Source organism: Billgrantia hypersalina (genome assembly GCF_052584175.1).
Genome location: NZ_JBMIQI010000011.1, coordinates 81,770 through 103,041, shown reverse-complemented (window position 1 = coordinate 103,041; position 21,272 = coordinate 81,770). Strand labels below are relative to the sequence as shown.

Below are 21,272 nucleotides of genomic sequence, written 5' to 3'. Positions count from 1 at the left end.
GACCCAACTAAAGCAGCTCGAGCTGTCTCTTCAGCGGGGCGAAGGAACGACGATGCTCGGGCAAGGGGCCGAGCCGCTCCAGGGCTTCCAGATGCTTGGGGGTGGCGTAGCCCTTGTGGCGGGCGAAACCGTACTCGGGATAGAGCGCGTCGAGTGCCACCATCTGGGCGTCGCGGGCCACCTTGGCGAGTATCGAGGCGGCGGCGATGGCGGGATGACGGGCATCGCCCTTGACCACCGCCTGGCCGGGAACATGATGCCCGGGCAGCCGATTGCCGTCCACCAGCAGGAACTCGGGTCGCAGCGGCAGGGCGTCGATGGCCCGGCGCATGGCCAGGTGGGTCGCGTGATAGATATTGATCTCATCGACTTCGGCATGTGTCGCCTCGGCCACGGCAAAGGCCAGCGCCTTGTCGCGAATCTCGGCGTCCAGCTCGACGCGTCGCTGCGGCGAAAGCTGCTTGGAGTCTGTCAGACCGGCAATGGGCTGCATGGGGTCGAGTATGACCGCCGCGGCCACCACCGCTCCGATCAGCGGCCCGCGACCCACTTCATCGACGCCGGCCAGCATGTGGCCCTGGTAGTCGATGATGAGCGGCGGGAAAGCATGCTCGTTCATGCCTCGCCCCTCCTGCCATGCACCGAGACGCCCTGCTCCAGGGTATCGCTTGCCACCGATTCGGGCAGCGGCCGCCTCGCCGCCACGGCCTCGATGGCCTCGACCGCCCTGAAGCTGGCGTTGCGCTGCAGTCCGGCATGCAAGGTGGCAAAGCGCTCCTCCAGCTCGGCCCGCGCCGCGCCATCGTCGAGCATCGGTCCGATATGGGCGACGATCGCCTCGGCCGTGACGGCCTCCTGAATCAGTTCCGGTACCAGGGGTTCCTGGGCGATCAGGTTCGGCAGCGAGATCCATTGCGTCTTGACCAATCGGCGCGCCAGCCAATGGGTCAACGGCGCCATGCGGTAGGCCACCAGCATCGAGCGGTGACACAGCATCGCCTCCAGCGCCGCCGTTCCCGAAGCCAGCAGCACGGCATCGCTGGCCACCATCGCCTGGCGGGCCTGCCCATCGAGCAGGATCACCCGCTCGCGCAGCTCGGGACGCGACTCGAGCAATCGTTCGAGCGCTTCACGGCGCAGCGGCGTCGCCGCCGGAATCACCACCCTCAGTGTGGTACGTTCGCGACTCAGCCGCTCGGCGGCATCGAGGAAGGTGGCACCGAGAAAGCGGATCTCGTTGGCACGCGAACCCGGCAGCACGGCCAGCACCGGAGCGTTCGCGGGCAGCCCAAGTTCGGCGCGCGCGCCGGCACGATCGCTGACCAGCGGCAGCTCGTCGGCCAGCGGGTGTCCGACGAAGGCCACCGGCAGGCGATGCTGCTCGTAGAAGGCGGCCTCGAAGGGAAGGAAGGTGAGCATGGCGTCCACCGCTTTGGCGATGCCCTTGACCCGACCCTGGCGCCAGGCCCATACCGTGGGGCTGACGTAGTGAACCGTGGCGAGACCCGCCTCGCGCAACTGACGCTCGAGGCCGAGATTGAAGTCGGGGGCATCGATGCCGATCACGACATCAGGCCGCCAGGCCAGGGCATCGGCCCGCAGGGCGCGACGCACCCGGATCAGCCCCGGCAGGTGCTTGAGCACCTCGACCAGGCCCATGACCGAGAGCGTCTCCAGCGGGAAGCGACTGTCGATGCCCTCGGCGATCATGCCCGGGCCACCGATCCCCCGGAACTGCACCTGCGGGTGGCGCGCCTTCAAGGCACGCATCAGGCTCGCCCCGAGCAGATCGCCGGACATCTCGCCGGCGACGATGTAGACACGCTCAAGCTTGCACATATCGAACCCGTTGCGATGCCGCGTCAGCGGATGATGCCGCGTGTCGAAACCTCGATGGAGGCGGCGAAGGCGTCGGTTTCCGGCAACGCGTAGCGGCGGCGGATCTCTTCCAGCGCCTGGGTAACGGTCAATCCCTGACGATAGACCAGCCGGTAGCTATCGTTCAGGGCCTTGATCGCCTCGGCCGAGAAGCCGCGCCGCTTGAGCCCGACCTGGTTGAGTCCATGGACCCGGGCCGGATTGCCGTTGATCATGACGTAGGCGGGGGTGTCCTTGGTAATGATCGCCCCCCCACCGGCCATGGCGTGATCGCCGAAGTGACAGAACTGGTGGATGGCCGACAACCCGCCGAGAATGGCGAAATTGCCCAGGGTCACATGCCCGGCCAGCGTCGCCTGATTGGCCAGCACGCAGTCGTCGCCGATGATGCAGTCGTGGCCGACGTGCACATAGGCCATGAACAGGTTGCGTGAACCGATGGTGGTCTCGCCGCGATCCTGGGCGGTGCCGCGATGCAGCGTCACGCATTCGCGGATGACGTTGTCGTCTCCCATCACCAGGCGCGTCGGTTCGCCCGCATACTTCTTGTCCTGGCAATCCTCGCCCACGGAAGCGAACTGGAAGATGCGCGTCCGCGCCCCGAGTATGGTGGGGCCCTTGATGACGACATGCGGGCCGATGCGGCTGCCGGGCCCGATCTCGACGTCGGCCCCGATCACGCTGAAAGGCCCGACTTCCACATCCTCGGCCAGACGTGCCCCAGGGTCGACGATGGCAGTGGTATGTATCAAGAAACCTTCCTCTCGGCACAGATGATCTCGGCCTCGCAGGCCAGCTCGCCGTTAACGGTAGCACGGCAGGCGAACTTCCATATGCCGCGCTTTTCACGCTCGACGTTCGCTTCCAGTACCAGGCAGTCCCCCGGCATGACCGGACGCTTGAAGCGCACGTTATCGCTTCCTACCAGATAATAGACGTAACCGTCGGCGGGTAGCTTGTTGACCGTCTTGAAACCGAGGATACCGCAAGCCTGGGCCAGCGCTTCAAGTACCAGCACGCCGGGCATGATCGGATGGTGTGGAAAGTGGCCGTTGAAGAACGGCTCGTTGATGCTGACATTCTTGTAGGCAACGATGGATTCGCCGAGGCTCAGCTCCGTTACCCGGTCCACCAGCAGAAAGGGGTATCGGTGCGGCAGATAATCACGAATCTCGTTGATGTCCATTACCATCGTAGCGACCTCTGAAATGAAGTAGGGAAGCCGCCGCGAACGTCCAGCAGCGTCGCATCCGGCTTCCCGAAGCAGCCTGCAGCAGGCAGGCGAAGAATTATAGCGTCGCCCGACGCCGTCTCAACCCTGCTGGCTACGCTTTTCGAGCCGGGCCAGGCGTCGGGCCAGGTCGTCGAGCTGCTTGAAGCGCACCGCGTTCTTGCGCCACTGCGCGTTGGTCATGGCGCCGGTACCCGACGAGTAGACGCCCGGCTCGTGGATCGAGTTGGTTACCAGACTCATGCCCGTGACCTGGACGCCGTCACAGAGGGTCAGGTGTCCGGCGAGGCCCACGCCTCCGCCCAGCATGCAGTTCCTGCCGACCCGGGTGGAACCGGCAATACCGACGCAGCCGGCCAGCGCCGAATGATCGCCGATATGCACGTTGTGGGCGATCTGTACCTGGCTGTCGATCTTCACGTCGTTCCCGATCACGGTGTCATCCAGCGCGCCCCGGTCGATACTGGAGCAGCTGCCCACTTCGACGTCGTCGCCCAGCACCACGCCACCCAGCTGGGCGATCTTGTGCCAACGGCTGCCGTCGTGGGCGAAGCCGAAGCCATCGCCTCCGATCACGCAGCCGCTGTGAAGAATGACACGCTTCCCGATGGTCACGCCGTGGCTGATGGTGACATTGGCGTGCAGCCGCGTCTGTGCGCCGATGCGCGTACCCGCCCCGACGAAGCTGCCGGCGCCAACCACGACCTCGTCACCCAGCTCGACACCGGGCTCGACGACGGCGTTGGGCCCGATCTCGACCCGCTCTCCCAACGCCACGTCGTCGGCCACCACGGCCGTGGGGTGAATGTCGCCAAGAGGCGCCGCCAGGATCGGATCGAACAGCTGCGACAGGTGGGCGTAGCCCAGGTAGGGGTTCTGCAGTTCCAGGCGCGACACCGGACAGGCGGCGGCATGCTCGGGATGCAGTAGCACGGCCCCGGCCCGGGCTGTGGCCAAGTCCTTGAGGTAGGAGCGGTTGGCGACGAATGCCACCTGGTCGGGCCCCGCCTCCTTGAGGGAGGCCAGGCCATTGATCAGGCGGCTGCCATCGCCGACCAGATTGGCGCCGAGCCGTTCAGCCAGCTCGGCCAGGGTGTATTGTGGAGTAGCTGGGTGCGTCATGGAAACCCATATCGACAGCGTGCGGCGACATCCCGCCGCAGTGGATCAGTTGAGTGAATTGAGTATCTCGATCACTTCACCCGTCAGATTGGGTAGATCCCTCTCGGAGTGCAGCACACCCTGGGGCTCCACCAGCACCTCGACGCCGTGTCGCGAGATGACCTGCTCGACCGCCTGCTCGAGCTTGGGCTCCGCCTGCTCCAGGAAAGCCTCCTCGGCACGCATCTGCTCTTCCATGATGCCCTGGCGCAGCTGCTCGAAGCGGCCGCCCTTCTGCTGGAATTCCTGAATCAGGGTGCGGCGCTGGTCCTCGGGCAGGCTCTCGCCCTCCTGCTGCATACGCTGCTGCAGCTGGGACAGCTCCTGACCCAGCGACTGGGCCTCCTGCTGCTGCCCCGACAGGCGGTCCTCAAGCTCCTGCATGGAGCGTTGGGCGGCATCGGAAGAGAGCAGTGCCTGGCGCCAGTCCAGTACCGCAACCTCGGCCGAATGGGCCGGCGCCGCCAGAGCGACGAACAGCCCCAGGCAGAGAATGGCAGTCAACTTACGCATGGCAAAGCACCTCCTGGCTGGCCGGCTCAGAACGTCTGGCCCAGCGAGAATTGGAAGAACTGGGTGTCGTCGCCGCTTTCGTCGTTGAGCGGCTCGGCGATGCTGAACGTCAGCGGGCCGACCGGGGTCAGCCAGGAGAGACCCACGCCGATGCTGTAGCGCAGCTCGCCCAGGTCGATACCCGATGAGCAGCGCGAGGGGCCATCGCCCTCGACCACCGGATAGCAGCTGGTCAGGAAGGTATTGCCGGCATCGACGAAGAAGCCGGTCTGCAGCGAACGCTGATCCTCGACGAAAGGCAGCGGGAAGAGCAGCTCGGCACTGCCTTCGACCAGCACGTTGCCGCCGAGGGTACGGTCGCGTCCGGATTCGCGCGGTGTGGTGCGTTCACCCAGCGTATTGGCCGTGAAGCCCCGCACGGAGCCCAGGCCGCCGGCGAAGAAGTTCTCGTAGAACGGGTAGGGCTCGCTGCCAATGCTGTCGGCATAGCCCAGCGTGGTACCGAACTTGAGGGCCCAGGTCTCCTCTTCGTTGAGGGCGAAGAGCTGCTGGGCACGGGCGCGCAACTTGAAATAGTCGGCGTCGCTGCCCGGCGCCGCGGTCTCCAGCGACAGGCGCTGGTAGTTGCCGGAGGTGGGCATGATGCCACGGTTGAGGTTGTTGCGCGTCCAGCTTGCGGTGAGCTTGAGGCTCTGGGCATCGTCGCCCTGGTCGTCGACGTAACGCACGATCTCCGAGGCGGTATCACGGTAAGTCTTGATCGTCAGGTCCTCGACGCTGGCGCCGAAGTTGAGTCGTGACAGTTCGCTGATCGGATAGCCGAAGTTGATCCCCGCACCATAGGCGTCGGTGGAGTAGGTCGAGATGTCCGAGTCCTCGTAGTCGGTCTCGCGGTAGAAGAGATTATAGCCACGCGAGATACCGTCCAGCGTCCAGTAGGGGTCGGTGAAGCCGAAGTTCACACTGGTGAAGGTATCGCTTCGCTGGGCGCCGATGTTGACACGGTTGCCGGTGCCCAGGAAGTTGTTCTGGGCCAGCGACGCACCGTAGATCACGCCGGCGCTCTGGGAGAAGCCGATGCTCGCCGAGACCGAGCCGGAGGGCTGCTCCTCCACCGAGTAGGTCACGTCGAGCTTGTCGGGCTCGTCGGCGACCGGCTGGGTATCCACCTCGACCTGACTGAAGAAGCCCAGGCGCTCCAGGCGCCGGCGCGACTGGCTGATCGACTCGGTGGAGGCCGGCGCGCCCTCCATCTGGATCATCTCGCGGCGCAGCACCTCGTCCTGCGTCGTGGTGTTGCCAACGAAGTTGATCCGTCGTACATAGGCGCGACGTCCCGGATCGACGCTGAAGGTCAGGTCGACGGTCTCGCCGTCGGCGCGCGGCTCGGGCATGCCCTCGACCCGAGCGAAGGCAAAGCCCTCGGCGCCCAGCCGCGAACGCAGCGCCTCGTTGGATGCGGTGACGTCGCTGCGCGAGAAGATGTCGCCACTCTCGACCTGCAGCAGGTTGCGCGCCTCACGCTCGCCGATCTGCAGGTCGCCGGCGAAGCGGATGTCGCCCAGGCGGTACTGGTTGCCTTCGTCGACATTGATGGTGACGAAGATCTGCGACTTGTCCGGGCTGATCGACACCTGGGTAGAGGTGATGTTGAAATTGACGTAGCCGCGATCGAGATAGAACGAGCGCAACCGCTCCAGATCCCCGGCCAGCGCCTCGCGCGAGTACTCGTCGCTCGAGAACCAGCCGAAGAAACGTCCGGGGCGGTCGTCGAGCTCGAACACGTCGCGCAGCTCGTCATCGTCGAACTGGCGATTGCCGACGATATTGATCTGGCGAATCTTCGCCACGGCACCTTCGTTGATGTCGATGTCGACCTGTACCCGGCCTTCGTCGACCTCGCGCACCTTTGTCTCGATGCGCGCGCTGTAGCGGCCCTGGGACTGGTAGACCCCCTCCAGCTCGCGCTGGATGTCCTCCAGGGTGGAGAGCTGCAGCACCTGACCCTCCGCCAGCCCGCCTTCACGCAGGCCGCGGCGCAGGTCCTCCTCGGGGATTTGATTGTTGCCGCTGATGTTGAGCCGCGCGATGGTCGGGCGTTCGACCACCTGGATGACCAGTACGTCACCGTCGCGTGCCAGCTGAATATCGTCGAACAGGCCAGTGGCGAACAGGCTCTGGGCCGCCTCGGCAAGTTCGCGGTCATCCACTCGGTCACGCGCGCTGATGGGGAAGGCGTTGAAGACGGAGGCGGCGGATACCCGCTGCAGCCCTTCCACGCGAATGTCGGTAACTTCGAAAGATTCTGCCAGCGCCGTAGAGGAGCCGGCCAGCAGCAATGCCGCCAGTCCGAGGGTCTTGATATTCATGCAGTCGCTTCGCTCGCGTTGATCCGCCTGCCTGTCCAGACAGGCACCATATACATATGTGCGGGTGACTGACAAGGCGGAGCGCAGCTCCGCCTCCCCGTGCCCGAGAAGGGCGCTAGCTACCAGAGACGCATCAGATCGAAATAGAGCGCCATCAGCATCAGCGTGCCGACCAGTGCCAGGCCGATGCGCAGCCCCACCGCCTGGGTTCTCTCCGATACCGGCCGGCCGCGCACCGCTTCGACGAAATAGTAGAGCAGATGGCCGCCGTCGAGCACCGGGATCGGCAGCAGGTTGAGTACCGCCAGGCTGACCGAGAGATAGGCCAGGAAGCTGACGAAGCTCTCCAGCCCCGTACGCGCCGTATCCCCGGCCATCTGCGCGATGGTGATAGGCCCGGACAGGTTGGACGGTGAAATCAGCCCGACCAGCATCTTGCGGATGGCGTCCAGCGTCAGGAGCGTCATCTCCCCGGTACGGCTCATTGCCTGCCCCACCGCCGCCACCGGACCGTAGCGAATCTCACGGCGGAACTCCTCGGGCCACTCCACGGGCGTGACGCCGGCACCGACATGGCCGATGGCGCCGCCCGTCTCAAGCTCACGCGTGCCCGGCACCAGGGATAGCGTGAGCTGCTCGTCGCCCCGCGCCACCTCGACCTCCAGCGCTTCACCGGGGCTAGCCCGGACCACGCTGACGAAATCCATCCACTCCTCGATCGGGTTGCCGTTGACGGCCCGTATCTCGTCACCCGGTTGCAGCCCCGCCTCGGCAGCGGCCTCGCCGTCGATCACCTGCCCCAACACGGCGGGAAAACGCGGTTGCCAGGGCGCGATGCCGAGCGTGGCCAGCGGCTGGGGCGGGTCCTGGCGCACCAGGTAGTCCTCCACGGGCAAGCGATACTCGCGCGCGTCGGCCGTGGCATCGTCGCGCGCCTGGATGGCCAGTTCGCCGCTGTGGCCGATCTCGGCGATCAGGCGCAGGTTGATCTCGTCCCACGAGCGCACCGCGCTGCCCTCAACGGCCACGATCTCTTGACCCGACGCCAGACCGCTGCGGGACGCAGGCGAATCGGGCGCCACCTCGCCGACCACCGGTGCCACCGTGGTGGTACCGGCCACGAACAGCGCCCAGTAGGCGACGATGGCGAGCAGGAAATTGGCGACAGGCCCCGCCGCCACGATGGCGATACGCTGCCATACCGACTTGCGGTTGAAGGCTTCATGGCGCTGGTCGTGAGGCACGGGGGCCTCGCGCTCATCGAGCATCTTGACGTAACCGCCGAGCGGAATGGCCGCCACGGCGAATTCGGTCCCGTGGCGGTCGACGCGGGACCATATCGGCTTGCCGAAGCCCACCGAGAAGCGCAGCACCCTGACGCCGCAGCGGCGCGCCACCCAGTAATGACCGAACTCGTGGAAGGTGATCAAAAGCCCCAATACCACGATGACGGCCAACACGTTCTGGATCAGGCCCAAGTCAGCCTCCTTGAAAAGCGTCTTCGTTCAACGGCGGGAGGCGGTTCAGCGCCTCGCCAGCCTCTCGCGCGCCACCTGGCGAGCCCGGGTGTCGGCCGCAAGAATGGTTTCCAGGTCGTTGCCGGCCGCAACCGGCAGTGCCTCGAGTATCTCTGCTACCAGCTCGCCGATCCCTGGAAAGCTCAAGCGGCCATTCAGGAAGGCATCGACCGCCACCTCGTTGGCCCCATTCAGGATCGCCGGCGCCGTACCGCCCGCCTGCATCGCCTCCCGCGCCAGGCGCAGGCAGGGAAAGGCCGCTTCATCGGGCGCCTCGAAGTCGAGCCGAGCAATTTGGAACAGGTCGAGCGCCTCGACACCGGCTTCGATGCGCTCGGGCCAGGCCAGCCCGTAGGCGATCGGTGTGCGCATGTCGGGATTGCCCAGCTGGGCCAGCACCGAGCCGTCGCTGTAGGCCGCCATGGAGTGGATCACGCTCTGCGGATGCACCACGACCTGTATCTGCTCGGGCCGGGCATCGAACAGCCAGCACGCCTCGATCAGCTCCAGCCCCTTGTTCATCAGGGTGGCGCTGTCCACCGAGATCTTGCGCCCCATCGACCAGTTGGGGTGCGCGCAAGCCTGGGCCGGTGTCACCGTGGCCAGGCGCTCCGGCGACCAGCCGCGGAACGGACCGCCGGAGGCCGTCAGCAGCAGCTGCGTCACGCCATGCCGGGACAGGCCGCCACGGTGTCCGGGAGGTAGACACTGGTAGATGGCATTATGTTCGGAGTCGATCGGCAGCAGCGTGGCACCGTGGCTGGCCACGGCATCCATGAACAGGGCACCGGACATCACCAGCGCTTCCTTGTTGGCCAGCAGCACCCGTTTGCCGGCGCGCACCGCGGCCAGCGTCGGCAGCAGGCCGGCAGCGCCGACGATAGCGGCCATGACCACATCCGCCTCGGTGGCGCCCGCCACCTCGACGAGCGCGGCCTCTCCGGCGCGCACTTCGGTCTCCAGGCCCGCCTCGGCCAGGCGTTCGCCGAGCCAGGCGGCATCGCCGTCCGCATCGAGCACCGCCACCGCTGGACGATGATGCAGACACAGGGCCAGCAGCGCCTCGCGCGAGCGGTGCGCGGTCAGGGCATGTACCCGGTAGCGCTGGGGGTGACGAGCGATGACGTCCAAGGTGCTGGTGCCGATGGAGCCGGTCGCCCCCAGTACCGTGACGTTCTGACGGCCGCGCGCTTCGCTCATCGCTACAGCACTCCGAGGGAGAGCAGGGCGAACAGCGGCACTGCCGCGGTCAGGCTGTCGATGCGGTCGAGCACGCCGCCGTGGCCGGGTAGGAGGTTGCTGGAGTCCTTGATGCCGCGAAAGCGCTTGAGCATGCTCTCGAGCAGGTCGCCAAGCACCGAGACCAGCGTCACCACCACGGTCACTACCACCAGCCCCAGGCCACCGGCCATCCCCAGCCCCTGCCATGCGGCGAACAGCAGTGCCAGCAGCAGCGTCACCGCCGCGCCACCCAGCACACCCTCCCAGGATTTGCCGGGGCTCACTGCCGGTGCCAGCTTGCGCTTGCCCCAGGCACGGCCGCAGAAGTAGGCACCGATGTCGGCCCCCCACACCAGCAGCAGCACGAAGAGCAGCCAGATGCTGCCGATGTCGCGCAGCACGTTGAAACCGACCCAGGCCGGCACCAGTACCCATAGCCCCATGGCCAGTCGCACGGCGATCGATTGCCACTGCTCACGCCCGGCCGGGTAGCGGACCACCCAATAGAGATTGACGACCCAGCCGACCACCGCCAGCCACAGCGGCCAGATCGCCAGCGCCGCGCCGAACGCCCACAGCGCAACCATCAGCACGGCCAGGCCGGCCACCAAGGCCAGGCGGCGGCTCGCCCGGGTAACGCCGGCGAGATTGGTCCACTCCCAGGCGGCCAGCAGCACGACGACCCCGGTGAAGGCAGCAAAGGCGCCGCCCGTGAGACCGAACAGGCAGGCCAGCATCAGCGGTGCCAGCCACGCCGCCGTAATGATCCGCTGTCTAAGCACCTTCTGCCTCGATCTGTTCGTCGGTCATGCCGAAACGACGCTGCCGCCGACGGAAGTCGTCCACTGCCATGTCGAAGGCCTCGCCATCGAAATCCGGCCACAGCAGCGGCGTGAAATAGAGCTCGGCATAGGCCATCTGCCAGAGCAGGAAATTGGAGATGCGCTGCTCGCCGCTGGTGCGTATGCACAGGTCGACCGGCGCCTCGTCGCCCAGGCACAGCTCGCCCTGCAGGCTGTACTCATCGACGGCAGCAGGTTCGATCTCGCCGTCCACGGCGCGCTCGGCCAGGCGCCGCGCAGCCGTGGCGATATCCCAGCGTCCGCCGTAGTTGGCGGCGACGACCAGGTGCATGCGCCGGTTGTCGCGGGTCAACGCCTCGGCCTTGTCAATGTACTTCTGGATCGAGGAGGAGAAGGCGCTGCGGTCGCCGATCACCGAGAGCCGAATCCCGTTGTCGTGCAGCTTTCTCACCTCGCGCTTGAGGGCGATGAGAAACAGCTCCATCAAGGCACTGACTTCGGCCTCGGGACGACGCCAGTTCTCGCTGGAGAAAGCGAACAGCGTAAGGGTCTCGATACCGCGCTCGGCGGCGCGCCGGATTACCGCGCGCACGGCCTCGACGCCGGCCCGGTGCCCACGTATACCGGAGAGCCCACGGGCACGGGCCCAGCGGTTGTTGCCGTCCATGATGATCGCCACATGGCGTGGCAGGCCATTGCCGGGCGGCTTCGGTGGCATCTGGGATGCGGAGGTCTGCGCTGACGTCATGGTGCCTCGCAATGGCGGTGGGAAGACCGGGCGGCCAGAGGCTGCGCCGCCCGGCGCTGCTCAGACCTGCATCAGGTCGTGTTCCTTCACTTCGAGCTGCTTGTCGATCTCGGCGATATACTTGTCGGTCAGCTTCTGGATCGTGTCCTCGGCACGACGCTGCTCATCCTCGGAGATCTCCTTCTCCTTGAGCAACGCCTTGACGTCGTTGTTGGCATCGCGACGCACGTTGCGTACCGCTACGCGGGCGTTCTCGGCCTCGGCGCGGGCCTGCTTGATATAGCCCTTGCGGGTCTCCTCGGTGAGCATCGGCATCGGCACGCGGATCACGTTGCCGGCGCTGGCCGGGTTCAAGCCCAGGTCGGAGGTCATGATGGCCTTCTCGATCTTGGGGACCATGTTCTGCTCCCACGGCACCACGGAGAGGGTACGCGCGTCCTCCACGTTGACCGAGGCGACCTGGTTGAGCGGCACCTGGCTGCCGTAGTAATCCACGGTGACCGAATCGAGGATGCTGGAGTGCGCGCGCCCGGTACGAATCTTGTTGAAGTTGGCATGAAGGGCGTCGAGGCTCTTCTTCATGCGACTTTCGGCATCTTTCTGGATATCATTGATCACGGTGTCAACCTCTGTCTATCAGCGTGCCTTCCTTGCCGCCCACCACCAGGTTCAGCAGGGCGCCCGGCTTGTTCATGTTGAAGACGCGTACCGGCATGTCATGGTCCCGCACCAGGCAGATAGCGGTCAAATCCATGATGCCGAGCTTCTGGTCGAGCGCATCATCGTAGCTCAGATGATCGTACTTGACCGCATCGGCATGCTTCACCGGATCCTTGTCGTAGACGCCGTCCACCTTGGTGGCCTTGACCACCACATTGGCGTCGATCTCGATACCGCGCAGGCAGGCCGCCGAATCGGTGGTGAAGAAAGGGTTGCCGGTACCGGCGGAGAACAATACCACGTCTCCCGAGGTCAGGTAGCGAATGGCCGTGCGACGGTCGTAGTGCTCGACCACACCGCTCATGGGAATCGCCGACATCACCCGCGAGCGAATATTGGAGCGCTCCAGCGCGTCGCGCATGGCCAGCGCATTCATCACGGTGGCCAGCATGCCCATGTGGTCGCCGGTGACCCGGTCCATGCCGGCCGCGTTGAGTGCGGCACCACGGAACAGGTTGCCGCCGCCGATGACGATGCCGACCTGCACGCCGATACCGACCAGCTGCCCGATTTCCAGCGCCATGCGATCGAGCACCTGCGGGTCGATGCCGAAGTCGTGCTCGCCCATCAGCGCCTCGCCGGAGAGCTTGAGCAGGATGCGCTTGTACTTCGATTTGTCGGAGCGGGACTTGGCGGGATTATCGACGTGATCGGATGCGGGCATGGCAACTCTCCTGGGCGTCAAGGGGGTGAAGCGATTCTAGTAGGTCCGGCGCGTGGGCCGGATACGAGAAGGCGTGCGCTCGCGCGCACGCCATCATCGAGCTGGAACCTCTGACCTTAGCGACGGCCAGCCTGTTCCATGACTTCCTTGGCGAAGTCGACCTCTTCCTTCTCGATGCCCTCGCCCACTTCGAAGCGGGTGAAGCCGATGACCTCGCCGCCGGCGGCCTTGACGTACTCGGCGACGGACTGGTTCGGATCCTTGACGAAGGGCTGCTCGGTGAGGCTGTTCTCGGCCAGGTACTTCTTCAGGCGGCCTTCGACCATCTTCTCGGCGATCTGCTCCGGCTTGCCGGCCATGTCGGGCTGGGCCAGGATGATTGCCTTTTCCTTGTCGAGCTGCTCCTGCGGCATGTCCTCGGGACGCGCCACGGCCGGGTTGATGGCGGCCACGTGCATGGCGACGTCCTTGGCCACTTCGGAATTCCCACCCTTGAGCACGGTGAGCACGCCGATGCGGCCGCCATGAACGTATTCGCCCACCAGTGCACCTTCCGGCGCCTCGACCACGGCACAGCGGCGTACGCCGATGTTCTCGCCGATCTTCTGCACCAGCTGCTCGCGAGCGCTCTCGAGGGCGCCCTCCATCACCGCGGCGACATCTTCGCTCTTGGCGGTGAAGAAAGCATCGGCCACCTGGTCGGCGAATGCCTTGAAGTTGGCGTCACGGGCGACGAAGTCGGTCTCCGAGTTGATCTCGACTACCACGCCGTAGCTGCCGTCCTCGGCGACACGGGTCGCCACGGCGCCTTCGGCGGCGGTGCGGCCGGCCTTCTTGGCGGCCTTGAGGCCCGAGCTCTTGCGCAGGTTCTCGATGGCGACTTCGATATCCCCGTCCGCTTCGGTGAGTGCCTTCTTGCACTCCATCATGCCGAGCCCGGTACGCTCGCGCAGTTCCTTGACCTGGGAAGCGCTGATCGCTGCCATGGTATTCACCTCTCGATAGTGGAACCCGGTTAGGTTCGACCTGGGAATAAGGGCGCCGGACCCTTGGGTCCGGTTCAATCCCGCTTCGCCACTGCGAAGCGATAGCGGGCGGTCAGCCTGGCTGACCGCCCCACCCGGGACGGCGGCGCCGCCCGGGTGACTCGCCGTTACTCGGCAGCGGCAGTCGCGTCGCCGCCTTCACCCTCGGTGACCTCGACAAACTCGTCGGGACGGCCTTCCTTCGCACGTGCGCAGGCGTCGGCGATCGCCTTGACGTAGATCTGGATGGCGCGAATGGAGTCATCGTTGCCGGGAATCACGTAGTCGACGCCGTCCGGATCGGAGTTGGTATCCACCACGCCGATGACCGGAATGCCGAGCTTGTTCGCCTCGTTGATGGCGATGCGCTCATGGTCCACGTCGATCACGAACAGGGCGTCGGGCAGGCCACCCATGTCCTTGATGCCGCCGATGGAACGCTCGAGCTTGTCCTGCTCGCGGGTCGCCATCAGGACTTCCTTCTTGGTCAGCTTCTCGAAGGTGCCGTCCTCGCGCATGGTCTCGAGGTCACGCAGGCGCTTGATCGACTGACGGATGGTCTTGTAGTTGGTCAGCATGCCACCCAGCCAGCGGTGGTTGACGAAAGGCATGCCGACGCGGTTGGCCTCTTCCTTGATGATCTTGCTCGCACTGCGCTTGGTGCCGACGAACAGGATCTTGTTGTTGGAAGCGGCCATCTTCTCGACCACGTCGATCACCTCGTTGAGGGCCGGCAGGGTGTGCTCGAGGTTGATGATGTGGATCTTGTTACGGGCACCGAAGATGAACTTGCCCATCTTCGGGTTCCAGTAACGGGTCTGGTGACCGAAGTGTGCGCCCGCCTTGAGCAGGTCGCGCATGTTGACGTGTGCCATGGATGACTCCTGAAAATCGGGTTAGGCCTCCACGCACCCCATGGATCCGACCGCCGGGACAAACCGCGGCAGCACCCGGGACCATGTGCCGGTACGTGTGTGTTTTCAAGGCTGTTGGTTAACGGCTCGAGCCGGATGCGCCTTCGTGCCCCGCTCGCCGCCGACGCCTTCGCCATTCTCGCCGCTCGTCAGGCCCAGGGCCCGGTGGTGGCGATTGCAGGAAAGCGCGCGGCTTTATACCATAGTTCGCCTACGAGATGAAGTCGCCCGCCGCCCTTGCCCACGTTGCCGGCGCTGCAATCCCCTCTGAACCGAGACTCCATGAACATACCCATCAAGACGCCCGACGAGATCGACAAGATGCGCGAGGCAGGTCGCCAGGCCGCCAGCGTACTCGAGATGATAGCACCGCACGTCACGGCCGGCGTGACCACCGGCGAACTGGACCGGCTGTGCCACGATTACATCGTCGGCGAGCTGGGCTCCACGCCCGCGCCCCTCAACTACCACGGCTTCCCCAAGTCGATCTGCACCTCGCTCAACCATGTGGTCTGCCACGGCATCCCCGATCCGGGGAAGAAGCTGAAGAAGGGCGACATCATGAACATCGACGTCACCGTGAAGACGGCCGATGGCTACCACGGCGACTCCAGCGCGATGTACATCGTCGGCGAGAACATCCAGGGCGAGCGGCTGTGCCGGGTGACCCAGGAGTGCCTGTACAAGAGCATCGCCCTGGTACGCCCCGGCGTGCGCCTCTCCACGCTTGCCCGCGCCATCCAGGACCACGCCGAGGCCAACGGCTACTCGGTGGTACGCGACTTCTGCGGCCACGGCATCGGCGCCGGCTTCCACGAGGACCCGCAGGTGCTGCACTATGACGGTTACGCGCCCGAGGCCGATGCCACCCTGGCCGCCGGCATGTGCCTGACCATCGAGCCGATGATCAACGTCGGCAGTCATCAGACCAAGGTCCTGCGCGATGGCTGGACCGCGGTGACCCGGGACAAGAGCCTGTCGGCGCAGTGGGAACATACGCTGCTGGTCACCGACACCGGCGTCGAGGTGCTCACGGCGCGCCAAGAGGAAGACTTCTCCTTCCTCGACCACTGAGTCGAGTCATCATGCTGCTGCACCACTATCGCTTCGCACCCGACGAGACGCTGTTCGACGCCGAGACCTTTCGCAGCGAGCTGGCCGGCACCCGCTCCCCCATTGCACCGTTCAAGGCGGCGTTACGCGAGATCCAACGCCGGCTCGACGAGCGCTTCCGTGCCGGCGCCGACATCCGCGATCTGGTCCACGGCCGTGCCTGGTGCCTCGACCAGCTGCTCGGGGTGGCGTGGGCCCTGCATGACTGGCCCGACGACGGCGTGGCATTGCTCGCGGTGGGCGGCTACGGCCGCGGCGAACTGCACCCGCACTCCGACGTCGACCTGATGCTGCTACTGGAAAGCGACGACGACACGCCCTATCGGGCGCCGATGACCGCTTTCATCACGCTGCTGTGGGACATCGGCCTGGAGATCGGCCACAGCGTGCGCTCGCTTGCCGACTGCGAACGCGAGGCCGAGGGCGATATCACCATCATCACCAACCTGATGGAATCGCGCATCCTGGCCGGGCCGGAGTCACTGCGTGAGGCGATGAAGGCGCGCATCGCCCCTGAGCGCATGTGGCCCGCCGACCGCTTCTTCGAAGCCAAGTGGCAAGAGCAGATCAGCCGCCATCATCGCTTCAACAACACCGAGTACCATCTCGAGCCCAACATCAAGAGTTCGCCCGGCGGGCTGCGCGACATTCAGATGATCGGCTGGGTGGCCAAGCGCCACTTCGGCAGCCAGCGCTACGAGGACCTGGTGGCGAACGGTTTCATGAACGACGCCGAGCTGCGCATCCTGAGCCAGGGTCAGGCCTTCCTGTGGCAGGTACGTTATGCATTGCACATGCTTACCGGCCGCGCCGAGGATCGCCTGCTGTTCGACCACCAGCGCACCATCGCCGAACTGTTCGGCTTTCGCGACACCCCCGAGCGCCTGGCCGTCGAGCAGTTCATGAAGCGCTACTACCGGCACGTCACGGCGCTGGCCGGTCTCAACGACATGCTGCTGCAGCATTTCGACGAGGCGATATTGCGCGGCGGCGAGCGCCTCGAAATCGCCACGCTCAACGCGCGTTTCGTCATCGAGGGCGGCTACATCAAGGCCCGCACACGCTCGGTCTTTCGCGACCAACCCTCTGCGCTGCTCGAGCTGTTCCTGCTGATGGCGGAACACCCCGAGATCGAAGGCGTGCGCGCCGATACCATTCGCCTGATTCGCGACCATCGCCATTTGATCGACGACTTCTACCGCGACGATGAGCGCCACCAGCACCTGTTCATGTCGCTGCTGCGCTCCAGCGGCAACGTGGCGCGCCAGCTGCGGCGCATGAACCGCTACGGCGTGCTGGGCAAGTACCTGCCGGAGTTCGGCCAGGCGGTCGGCCTGATGCAGCACGACCTGTTCCACATCTATACCGTCGACGCCCATACCCTGCGCCTGCTCAAGTTCATCCATCAGTTTCGCAAGCCCGAGGCACGCAACGAGTTTCCGGTGGCTGCCGCGCTGGTCCACCAGCTACCCAAGCTGGAGCTTTTGTGGATTGCGGGGCTCTACCACGATATCGGCAAGGGGCGCGGCGGCGACCACTCGATCCTCGGCGCCCGCGACGTGGAGCGCTTCGCCGAACGCCACGGCCTGTCGAGCCGTGACACCCGCCTGGTCAGCTGGCTGGTGGAAAACCATCTGGTGATGTCGATGGTGGCCCAGAAGCGCGACATCACCGACCCCGATGTCATCCGCGAATTCGCCGCCCAAGTCGGCGACGAGATCCGCCTGGATTACCTCTACGTGCTGACGGTGGCCGACATCAACGCCACCAACCCGACGCTGTGGAACGGCTGGCGCGCCTCGCTGCTGCGCCAGCTCCACGCCGAAACCAAACGCGCCCTGCGGCGCGGCCTGGACAATCCGCTCGACCGCGAGGAGTGGGTGCGCGAGACTCGCAGCGAGGCGCGTTCCCTATTGGCCACGGTGGGCGCCGACCTGGATCGGGTCGAGCGCCTGTGGGAGCAGCTCGGCGAGGAGTACTTCCTGCAGTACGCGCCGAGCGAGATCGTCTGGCAGAGCATGGGCATCCTCGCCCACCGCGGCTCGGCGCTGCCGCTGATCATGATCAGCGCCCCTACCGACGACATGTCCGACGGCGGCACCAAGGTGTTCATCCACACCCGCTCGGTGGACGACCTGTTCGCCGCCACCGCTGCCGCCATGGAGCAGTTGGGCCTCTCGATCCACGACGCGCGCATCGCCACCTCGAGCAACGACTGGACACTCAACACCTTCATCGTGCTCGACGACCAGGGCCGTGCCATCCGCGACCCGAACCGCATCGAGGAGATCCGCGCTCACTTGGTGGAGGAGCTCGACGACCCCGACGACTATCCGCAGATCGTCACGCGTCACACGCCACGCCAGCTGCGCCACTTTCGCGTGCCGACGGAGGTGCATATCGAGCAGGACCCCGCCAACGAACGCACCCTGCTGGAGCTGACCGCTCCCGACCGCCCCGGCCTGCTGGCCCGGGTGGGGCGGATCTTCATGGAGCAGGACATTTCGCTCTCGGCGGCCAAGATCGCCACCCTGGGCGAACGCGTCGAGGACGTCTTCTTCATCACCGACAAGGCCGGCGCACCGCTGACCGACGCCGCGCGCCAGCAGCGCCTGCGCGAGCGGCTGATCGAGTTGCTCGACGTCGCGGGCTGAGGCCGGCAGCGTTCGGTTTGAGGCGAGCAGGGGGCTTCCCTATAATCGTCGGTCTGCCCGCAGATACGACAACGACGCCGCCCATGGCGCCTGGACACCGATGAATCCCGACCTCGACGCCCTGAAGCCCTACCCCTTCGAGAAGCTCGCCGCGCTGAAGGCCGGCGCGACGCCGCCCGAAGACCTCGCACCCGTCTCGCTGACCATCGGTGAGCCGCAGCATGCCCCCTTCGCCGCTGCGCTGGAGACGTTGCAGGCGCACCGGCTCGACTTCGCCCGCTATCCGGCCACCGCCGGTATTCCCGAGCTGCGCCGCGCCGTCGCCGCCTGGGCCGTGCGGCGCTTCGGCCTTGCCGGGCTCGACGCCGAGCGTGAGGTGCTGCCGGTCAACGGCACGCGCGAGGCGATCTTCGCTTTCGTCCAGGCCGCCCTGGATCGCTCCCGCCCGGCACGGGTCGCGGTCCCCAACCCCTTCTACCAGATCTACGAGGGGGCCACCCTGCTCGCCGGCGGCACGCCCCTCTACCTGGACTGCAAGGCCGGGAACGGCTTTCGCCCCGACTTCGACGCCGTGCCGGCCGACACCTGGCGCGAGGTGCAGATCGTTTTCCTCTGCTCGCCGGGCAACCCCACCGGCGCGGTGACGCCCCGGGCCGAGTTCGAGACGCTGATCCGGCTGGCCGACGAGTTCGATTTCATTATCGCCTCCGACGAGTGCTACTCCGAACTCTACCTGGACGAAGACGCTCCGCCGCCGGGGCTGCTCGAAGCCTGCACGGCCCTGGGGCGCCACGATTATCGCCGCTGCCTGGTATTCCACTCGCTCTCGAAACGCTCCAACCTGCCGGGGCTGCGTTCGGGCTTCGTTGCCGGCGATGCCGAGCTGATCGCGCCGTTCAAGCGCTATCGCACCTACCATGGCTGCGCCATGGCGCTGCCGCTGCAGCACGCCTCGATCACCGCCTGGAACGACGAGGCACACGTGCGTGACAACCGCGACGCCTACCGCGAGAAGTTCGCCGCGGTCACCGAGCTTCTCGCCCCGGTGCTTGAATTTCCCCAACCCGGGGCCAGTTTCTACTTATGGCCAGCGGTGCCGGGTGGCGACGACGAGGCCTTTGCCCGGGCGCTGTTCGCCGAAACGCACGTCAGCGTGCTGCCCGGCAGTTATATGGGCCGCGAGGATGCCAAGGGCAGCAATCCCGGACGCGGCCGGGTGCGCCTGGCACTGGTGGCCGACGTTGCCGCCACCAGGGAGGCGGCACAACGCATTCGCCGTTTCATTGAAAGGAGCGCATGATGGCAACTCTCTTCGTGATCAAGAATTGCGATACTTGCCGCCAGGCACGCAAGGCACTGGATGAGAAAGGACTTCCCTACCAGGTCCATGACCTCCGCGAGGACGGGCTCTCCGCGGCGCTGCTCGAGCACATCCTCGAACACGTCCCGGTGCTGGAAGCGATCAATCGGCGCAGCACCACCTGGCGCAACCTGCCCGAGGAGGACAAGCAGGACCTAGACGCCAACAAGGCTCGCGCCCTGATCATGGCACACCCCACCCTGCTCAAGCGGCCGTTGCTGGATACCGGCGACGAGATACGCATCGGCTATCGCGATGGCGACTACGACGATATCAAGGGCTGACGCCCACATCCCAAGAAGACGCGAGGACACCACATGCTGAGTTTTGCCTTCGGAATCGGCACCCAGAACACCCAGGGCGACTGGCTGGAGGTCTACTATCCGGCCCCCCTGCTCAAGCCGGATGCCAGCCTGGTGGAGGCCGTCGGCAAGGTGCTCGACATTCCCGACGGCAACAGTGCCGTCAGCTTCCTGCCGGAGCACTGCGCCGAGCTCGCCGAGGCGCTCAAGGCGGCGGGCCACGTCGCCCAGGCCGAATTGGCCGAGGCGCTCGCCGCCAGCCAGCGCCCTCTGGTCGCCACTTTTCTGCAAAGCGATTTGCCGCCGCAGAGCGCGCCGGAGGTCTACCTCAAGTTGCACCTGCTGTCGCACCGCCTGGTCAGGCCGCACGGCGTCGACCTCACCGGCATGTTCGGCCTGCTGCGCAACGTGGCCTGGACCAGCGAAGGTGCGATCGACATCGAGGAGCTCCCCGCCCGTCGCCTCAAGGCACGCCTCGAGGGTCGCCCCCTCTCGGTGGACTGCGTCGACAAGTTCCCCAAGATGACCGACTACGTGGTGCCCGGCGGCATTCGTATCGCCGACACCGCCCGGGTGCGCCTGGGCGCCTACCTGGGCGAAGGCACGACGGTGATGCACGAGGGCTTCGTCAACTTCAACGCGGGCGCCGAGGGTCCCGGCATGATCGAGGGCCGCATCTCGGCCGGTGTTACGGTGGGCAAGGGCTCCGACCTGGGCGGTGGCTGCTCCACCATGGGCACCCTCTCCGGCGGCGGCAATATCGTCATCAAGGTGGGTGAAGGCTGCCTCATCGGTGCCAATGCGGGTATCGGCATTCCGCTCGGTGACCGCTGTACCGTGGAGGCCGGGCTCTACATCACGGCCGGCGCCAAGGTGACCCTGCTCGACGACCAGGGCCAGGAGGTCAAGACCGTGGCGGCGCGCGAGCTGGCCGGCCAGAGCGACCTGTTGCTACGCCGCAACTCGCAGAACGGACGCATCGAGTGCCTGACCAACAAGAGCGCCATTGCGCTCAACGAAGCGCTCCACGCCCATAATTGAGGCGCGAAGGCGGCGCGACTCGGCGCCGTCCGCCCCTT

Annotated in this window: 20 protein-coding genes; 5 read left to right on the top strand and 15 right to left on the bottom strand. The window is 65.9% G+C overall.

Translation table 11 applies throughout. The annotated features are described in order from the left end of the window. Positions 1-7: 7 nt before the first annotated feature. The 15 genes from rnhB to rpsB form a co-directional block, all read right to left on the bottom strand. The gene (gene rnhB / locus ACOJCM_RS07525; RefSeq protein ID WP_445211446.1) at positions 8-619 is read right to left on the bottom strand and encodes a ribonuclease HII; all 612 of its coding nucleotides are present in this window, start codon (positions 617-619) and stop codon (positions 8-10) included. Beyond that, positions 616-1,839 carry a lipid-A-disaccharide synthase gene (gene lpxB, locus ACOJCM_RS07520; protein WP_445211445.1) on the bottom strand — a complete coding sequence of 408 codons (1,224 nt, stop codon included), beginning with the start codon at positions 1,837-1,839 and terminating at the stop codon, positions 616-618. The genes rnhB and lpxB overlap by 4 nt, the downstream gene beginning before the upstream one ends. 23 nt (positions 1,840-1,862) lie before the next feature. Next, positions 1,863-2,630 carry an acyl-ACP--UDP-N-acetylglucosamine O-acyltransferase gene (lpxA, locus tag ACOJCM_RS07515; protein WP_445211444.1) on the bottom strand — a complete coding sequence of 256 codons (768 nt, stop codon included), beginning with the start codon at positions 2,628-2,630 and terminating at the stop codon, positions 1,863-1,865. Continuing rightward, positions 2,627-3,070, bottom strand: a complete 444-nt coding sequence (fabZ, locus tag ACOJCM_RS07510; protein ID WP_445211443.1) for a 3-hydroxyacyl-ACP dehydratase FabZ — start codon at positions 3,068-3,070, stop codon at positions 2,627-2,629. The genes lpxA and fabZ overlap by 4 nt, the downstream gene beginning before the upstream one ends. Before the next feature lie 120 nt (positions 3,071-3,190). Continuing rightward, positions 3,191-4,231, bottom strand: coding sequence for a UDP-3-O-(3-hydroxymyristoyl)glucosamine N-acyltransferase (gene lpxD / locus ACOJCM_RS07505; RefSeq protein WP_445211442.1), 1,041 nt, complete (start codon positions 4,229-4,231; stop codon positions 3,191-3,193). A 45-nt stretch (positions 4,232-4,276) separates the two neighbouring features. Further along, complete coding sequence (locus ACOJCM_RS07500) at positions 4,277-4,783, bottom strand: OmpH family outer membrane protein (protein ID WP_445211441.1); 507 nt, start codon at positions 4,781-4,783, stop codon at positions 4,277-4,279. 26 nt (positions 4,784-4,809) lie between these two features. After that, entirely contained in the window at positions 4,810-7,152 is a 2,343-nt protein-coding gene (bamA, locus tag ACOJCM_RS07495; protein WP_445211440.1) for an outer membrane protein assembly factor BamA, read from the bottom strand. Between the two features lie 119 nt (positions 7,153-7,271). After that, a complete protein-coding gene (gene rseP / locus ACOJCM_RS07490) occupies positions 7,272-8,630 on the bottom strand; it encodes a sigma E protease regulator RseP (protein ID WP_445211439.1) in 1,359 nt (452 codons plus the stop codon). Positions 8,631-8,675: 45 nt separating this feature from the next. Beyond that, positions 8,676-9,869 carry a 1-deoxy-D-xylulose-5-phosphate reductoisomerase gene (gene ispC / locus ACOJCM_RS07485; protein ID WP_445211438.1) on the bottom strand — a complete coding sequence of 398 codons (1,194 nt, stop codon included), beginning with the start codon at positions 9,867-9,869 and terminating at the stop codon, positions 8,676-8,678. A 2-nt stretch (positions 9,870-9,871) separates the two neighbouring features. Continuing rightward, positions 9,872-10,672 (bottom strand): phosphatidate cytidylyltransferase, encoded by an 801-nt coding sequence (locus tag ACOJCM_RS07480; protein ID WP_445211437.1) that lies wholly within the window; start codon positions 10,670-10,672, stop codon positions 9,872-9,874. Further along, complete coding sequence (gene uppS, locus ACOJCM_RS07475; protein ID WP_445211436.1) at positions 10,665-11,441, bottom strand: polyprenyl diphosphate synthase; 777 nt, start codon at positions 11,439-11,441, stop codon at positions 10,665-10,667. Before uppS ends, ACOJCM_RS07480 begins: the two co-directional genes overlap by 8 nt. Before the next feature lie 60 nt (positions 11,442-11,501). Next, positions 11,502-12,059, bottom strand: a complete 558-nt coding sequence (gene frr / locus ACOJCM_RS07470) for a ribosome recycling factor (protein ID WP_445211435.1) — start codon at positions 12,057-12,059, stop codon at positions 11,502-11,504. Positions 12,060-12,063: 4 nt separating this feature from the next. Then, positions 12,064-12,825 carry a UMP kinase gene (gene pyrH / locus ACOJCM_RS07465; protein ID WP_445211434.1) on the bottom strand — a complete coding sequence of 254 codons (762 nt, stop codon included), beginning with the start codon at positions 12,823-12,825 and terminating at the stop codon, positions 12,064-12,066. A 116-nt stretch (positions 12,826-12,941) separates the two neighbouring features. Beyond that, complete coding sequence (gene tsf, locus ACOJCM_RS07460; protein ID WP_445211433.1) at positions 12,942-13,811, bottom strand: translation elongation factor Ts; 870 nt, start codon at positions 13,809-13,811, stop codon at positions 12,942-12,944. 167 nt (positions 13,812-13,978) lie between these two features. Further along, positions 13,979-14,725, bottom strand: coding sequence for a 30S ribosomal protein S2 (gene rpsB, locus ACOJCM_RS07455; RefSeq protein ID WP_445211432.1), 747 nt, complete (start codon positions 14,723-14,725; stop codon positions 13,979-13,981). 321 nt (positions 14,726-15,046) lie between these two features. On the opposite strand from rpsB, the gene map reads away from it, so the two are divergent. The 5 genes from map to dapD all read left to right on the top strand — a co-directional run bounded on the left by map (position 15,047) and on the right by dapD (position 21,234). Continuing rightward, on the top strand, positions 15,047-15,838 hold the full coding sequence (gene map / locus ACOJCM_RS07450) for a type I methionyl aminopeptidase (protein ID WP_445211431.1): 792 nt from the start codon (positions 15,047-15,049) through the stop codon (positions 15,836-15,838). 11 nt (positions 15,839-15,849) lie between these two features. Then, the gene (locus ACOJCM_RS07445) at positions 15,850-18,531 is read left to right on the top strand and encodes a [protein-PII] uridylyltransferase (RefSeq protein ID WP_445211430.1); all 2,682 of its coding nucleotides are present in this window, start codon (positions 15,850-15,852) and stop codon (positions 18,529-18,531) included. 100 nt (positions 18,532-18,631) lie between these two features. Further along, entirely contained in the window at positions 18,632-19,831 is a 1,200-nt protein-coding gene (gene dapC / locus ACOJCM_RS07440; RefSeq protein WP_445211429.1) for a succinyldiaminopimelate transaminase, read from the top strand. After that, positions 19,831-20,175: a Spx/MgsR family RNA polymerase-binding regulatory protein gene (locus ACOJCM_RS07435; protein WP_445211428.1), complete on the top strand. Its 345-nt coding sequence runs from the start codon at positions 19,831-19,833 to the stop codon at positions 20,173-20,175. Before dapC ends, ACOJCM_RS07435 begins: the two co-directional genes overlap by 1 nt. Positions 20,176-20,208: 33 nt before the next feature. Further along, on the top strand, positions 20,209-21,234 hold the full coding sequence (dapD, locus tag ACOJCM_RS07430; protein WP_445211427.1) for a 2,3,4,5-tetrahydropyridine-2,6-dicarboxylate N-succinyltransferase: 1,026 nt from the start codon (positions 20,209-20,211) through the stop codon (positions 21,232-21,234). Positions 21,235-21,272: the final 38 nt, after the last annotated feature.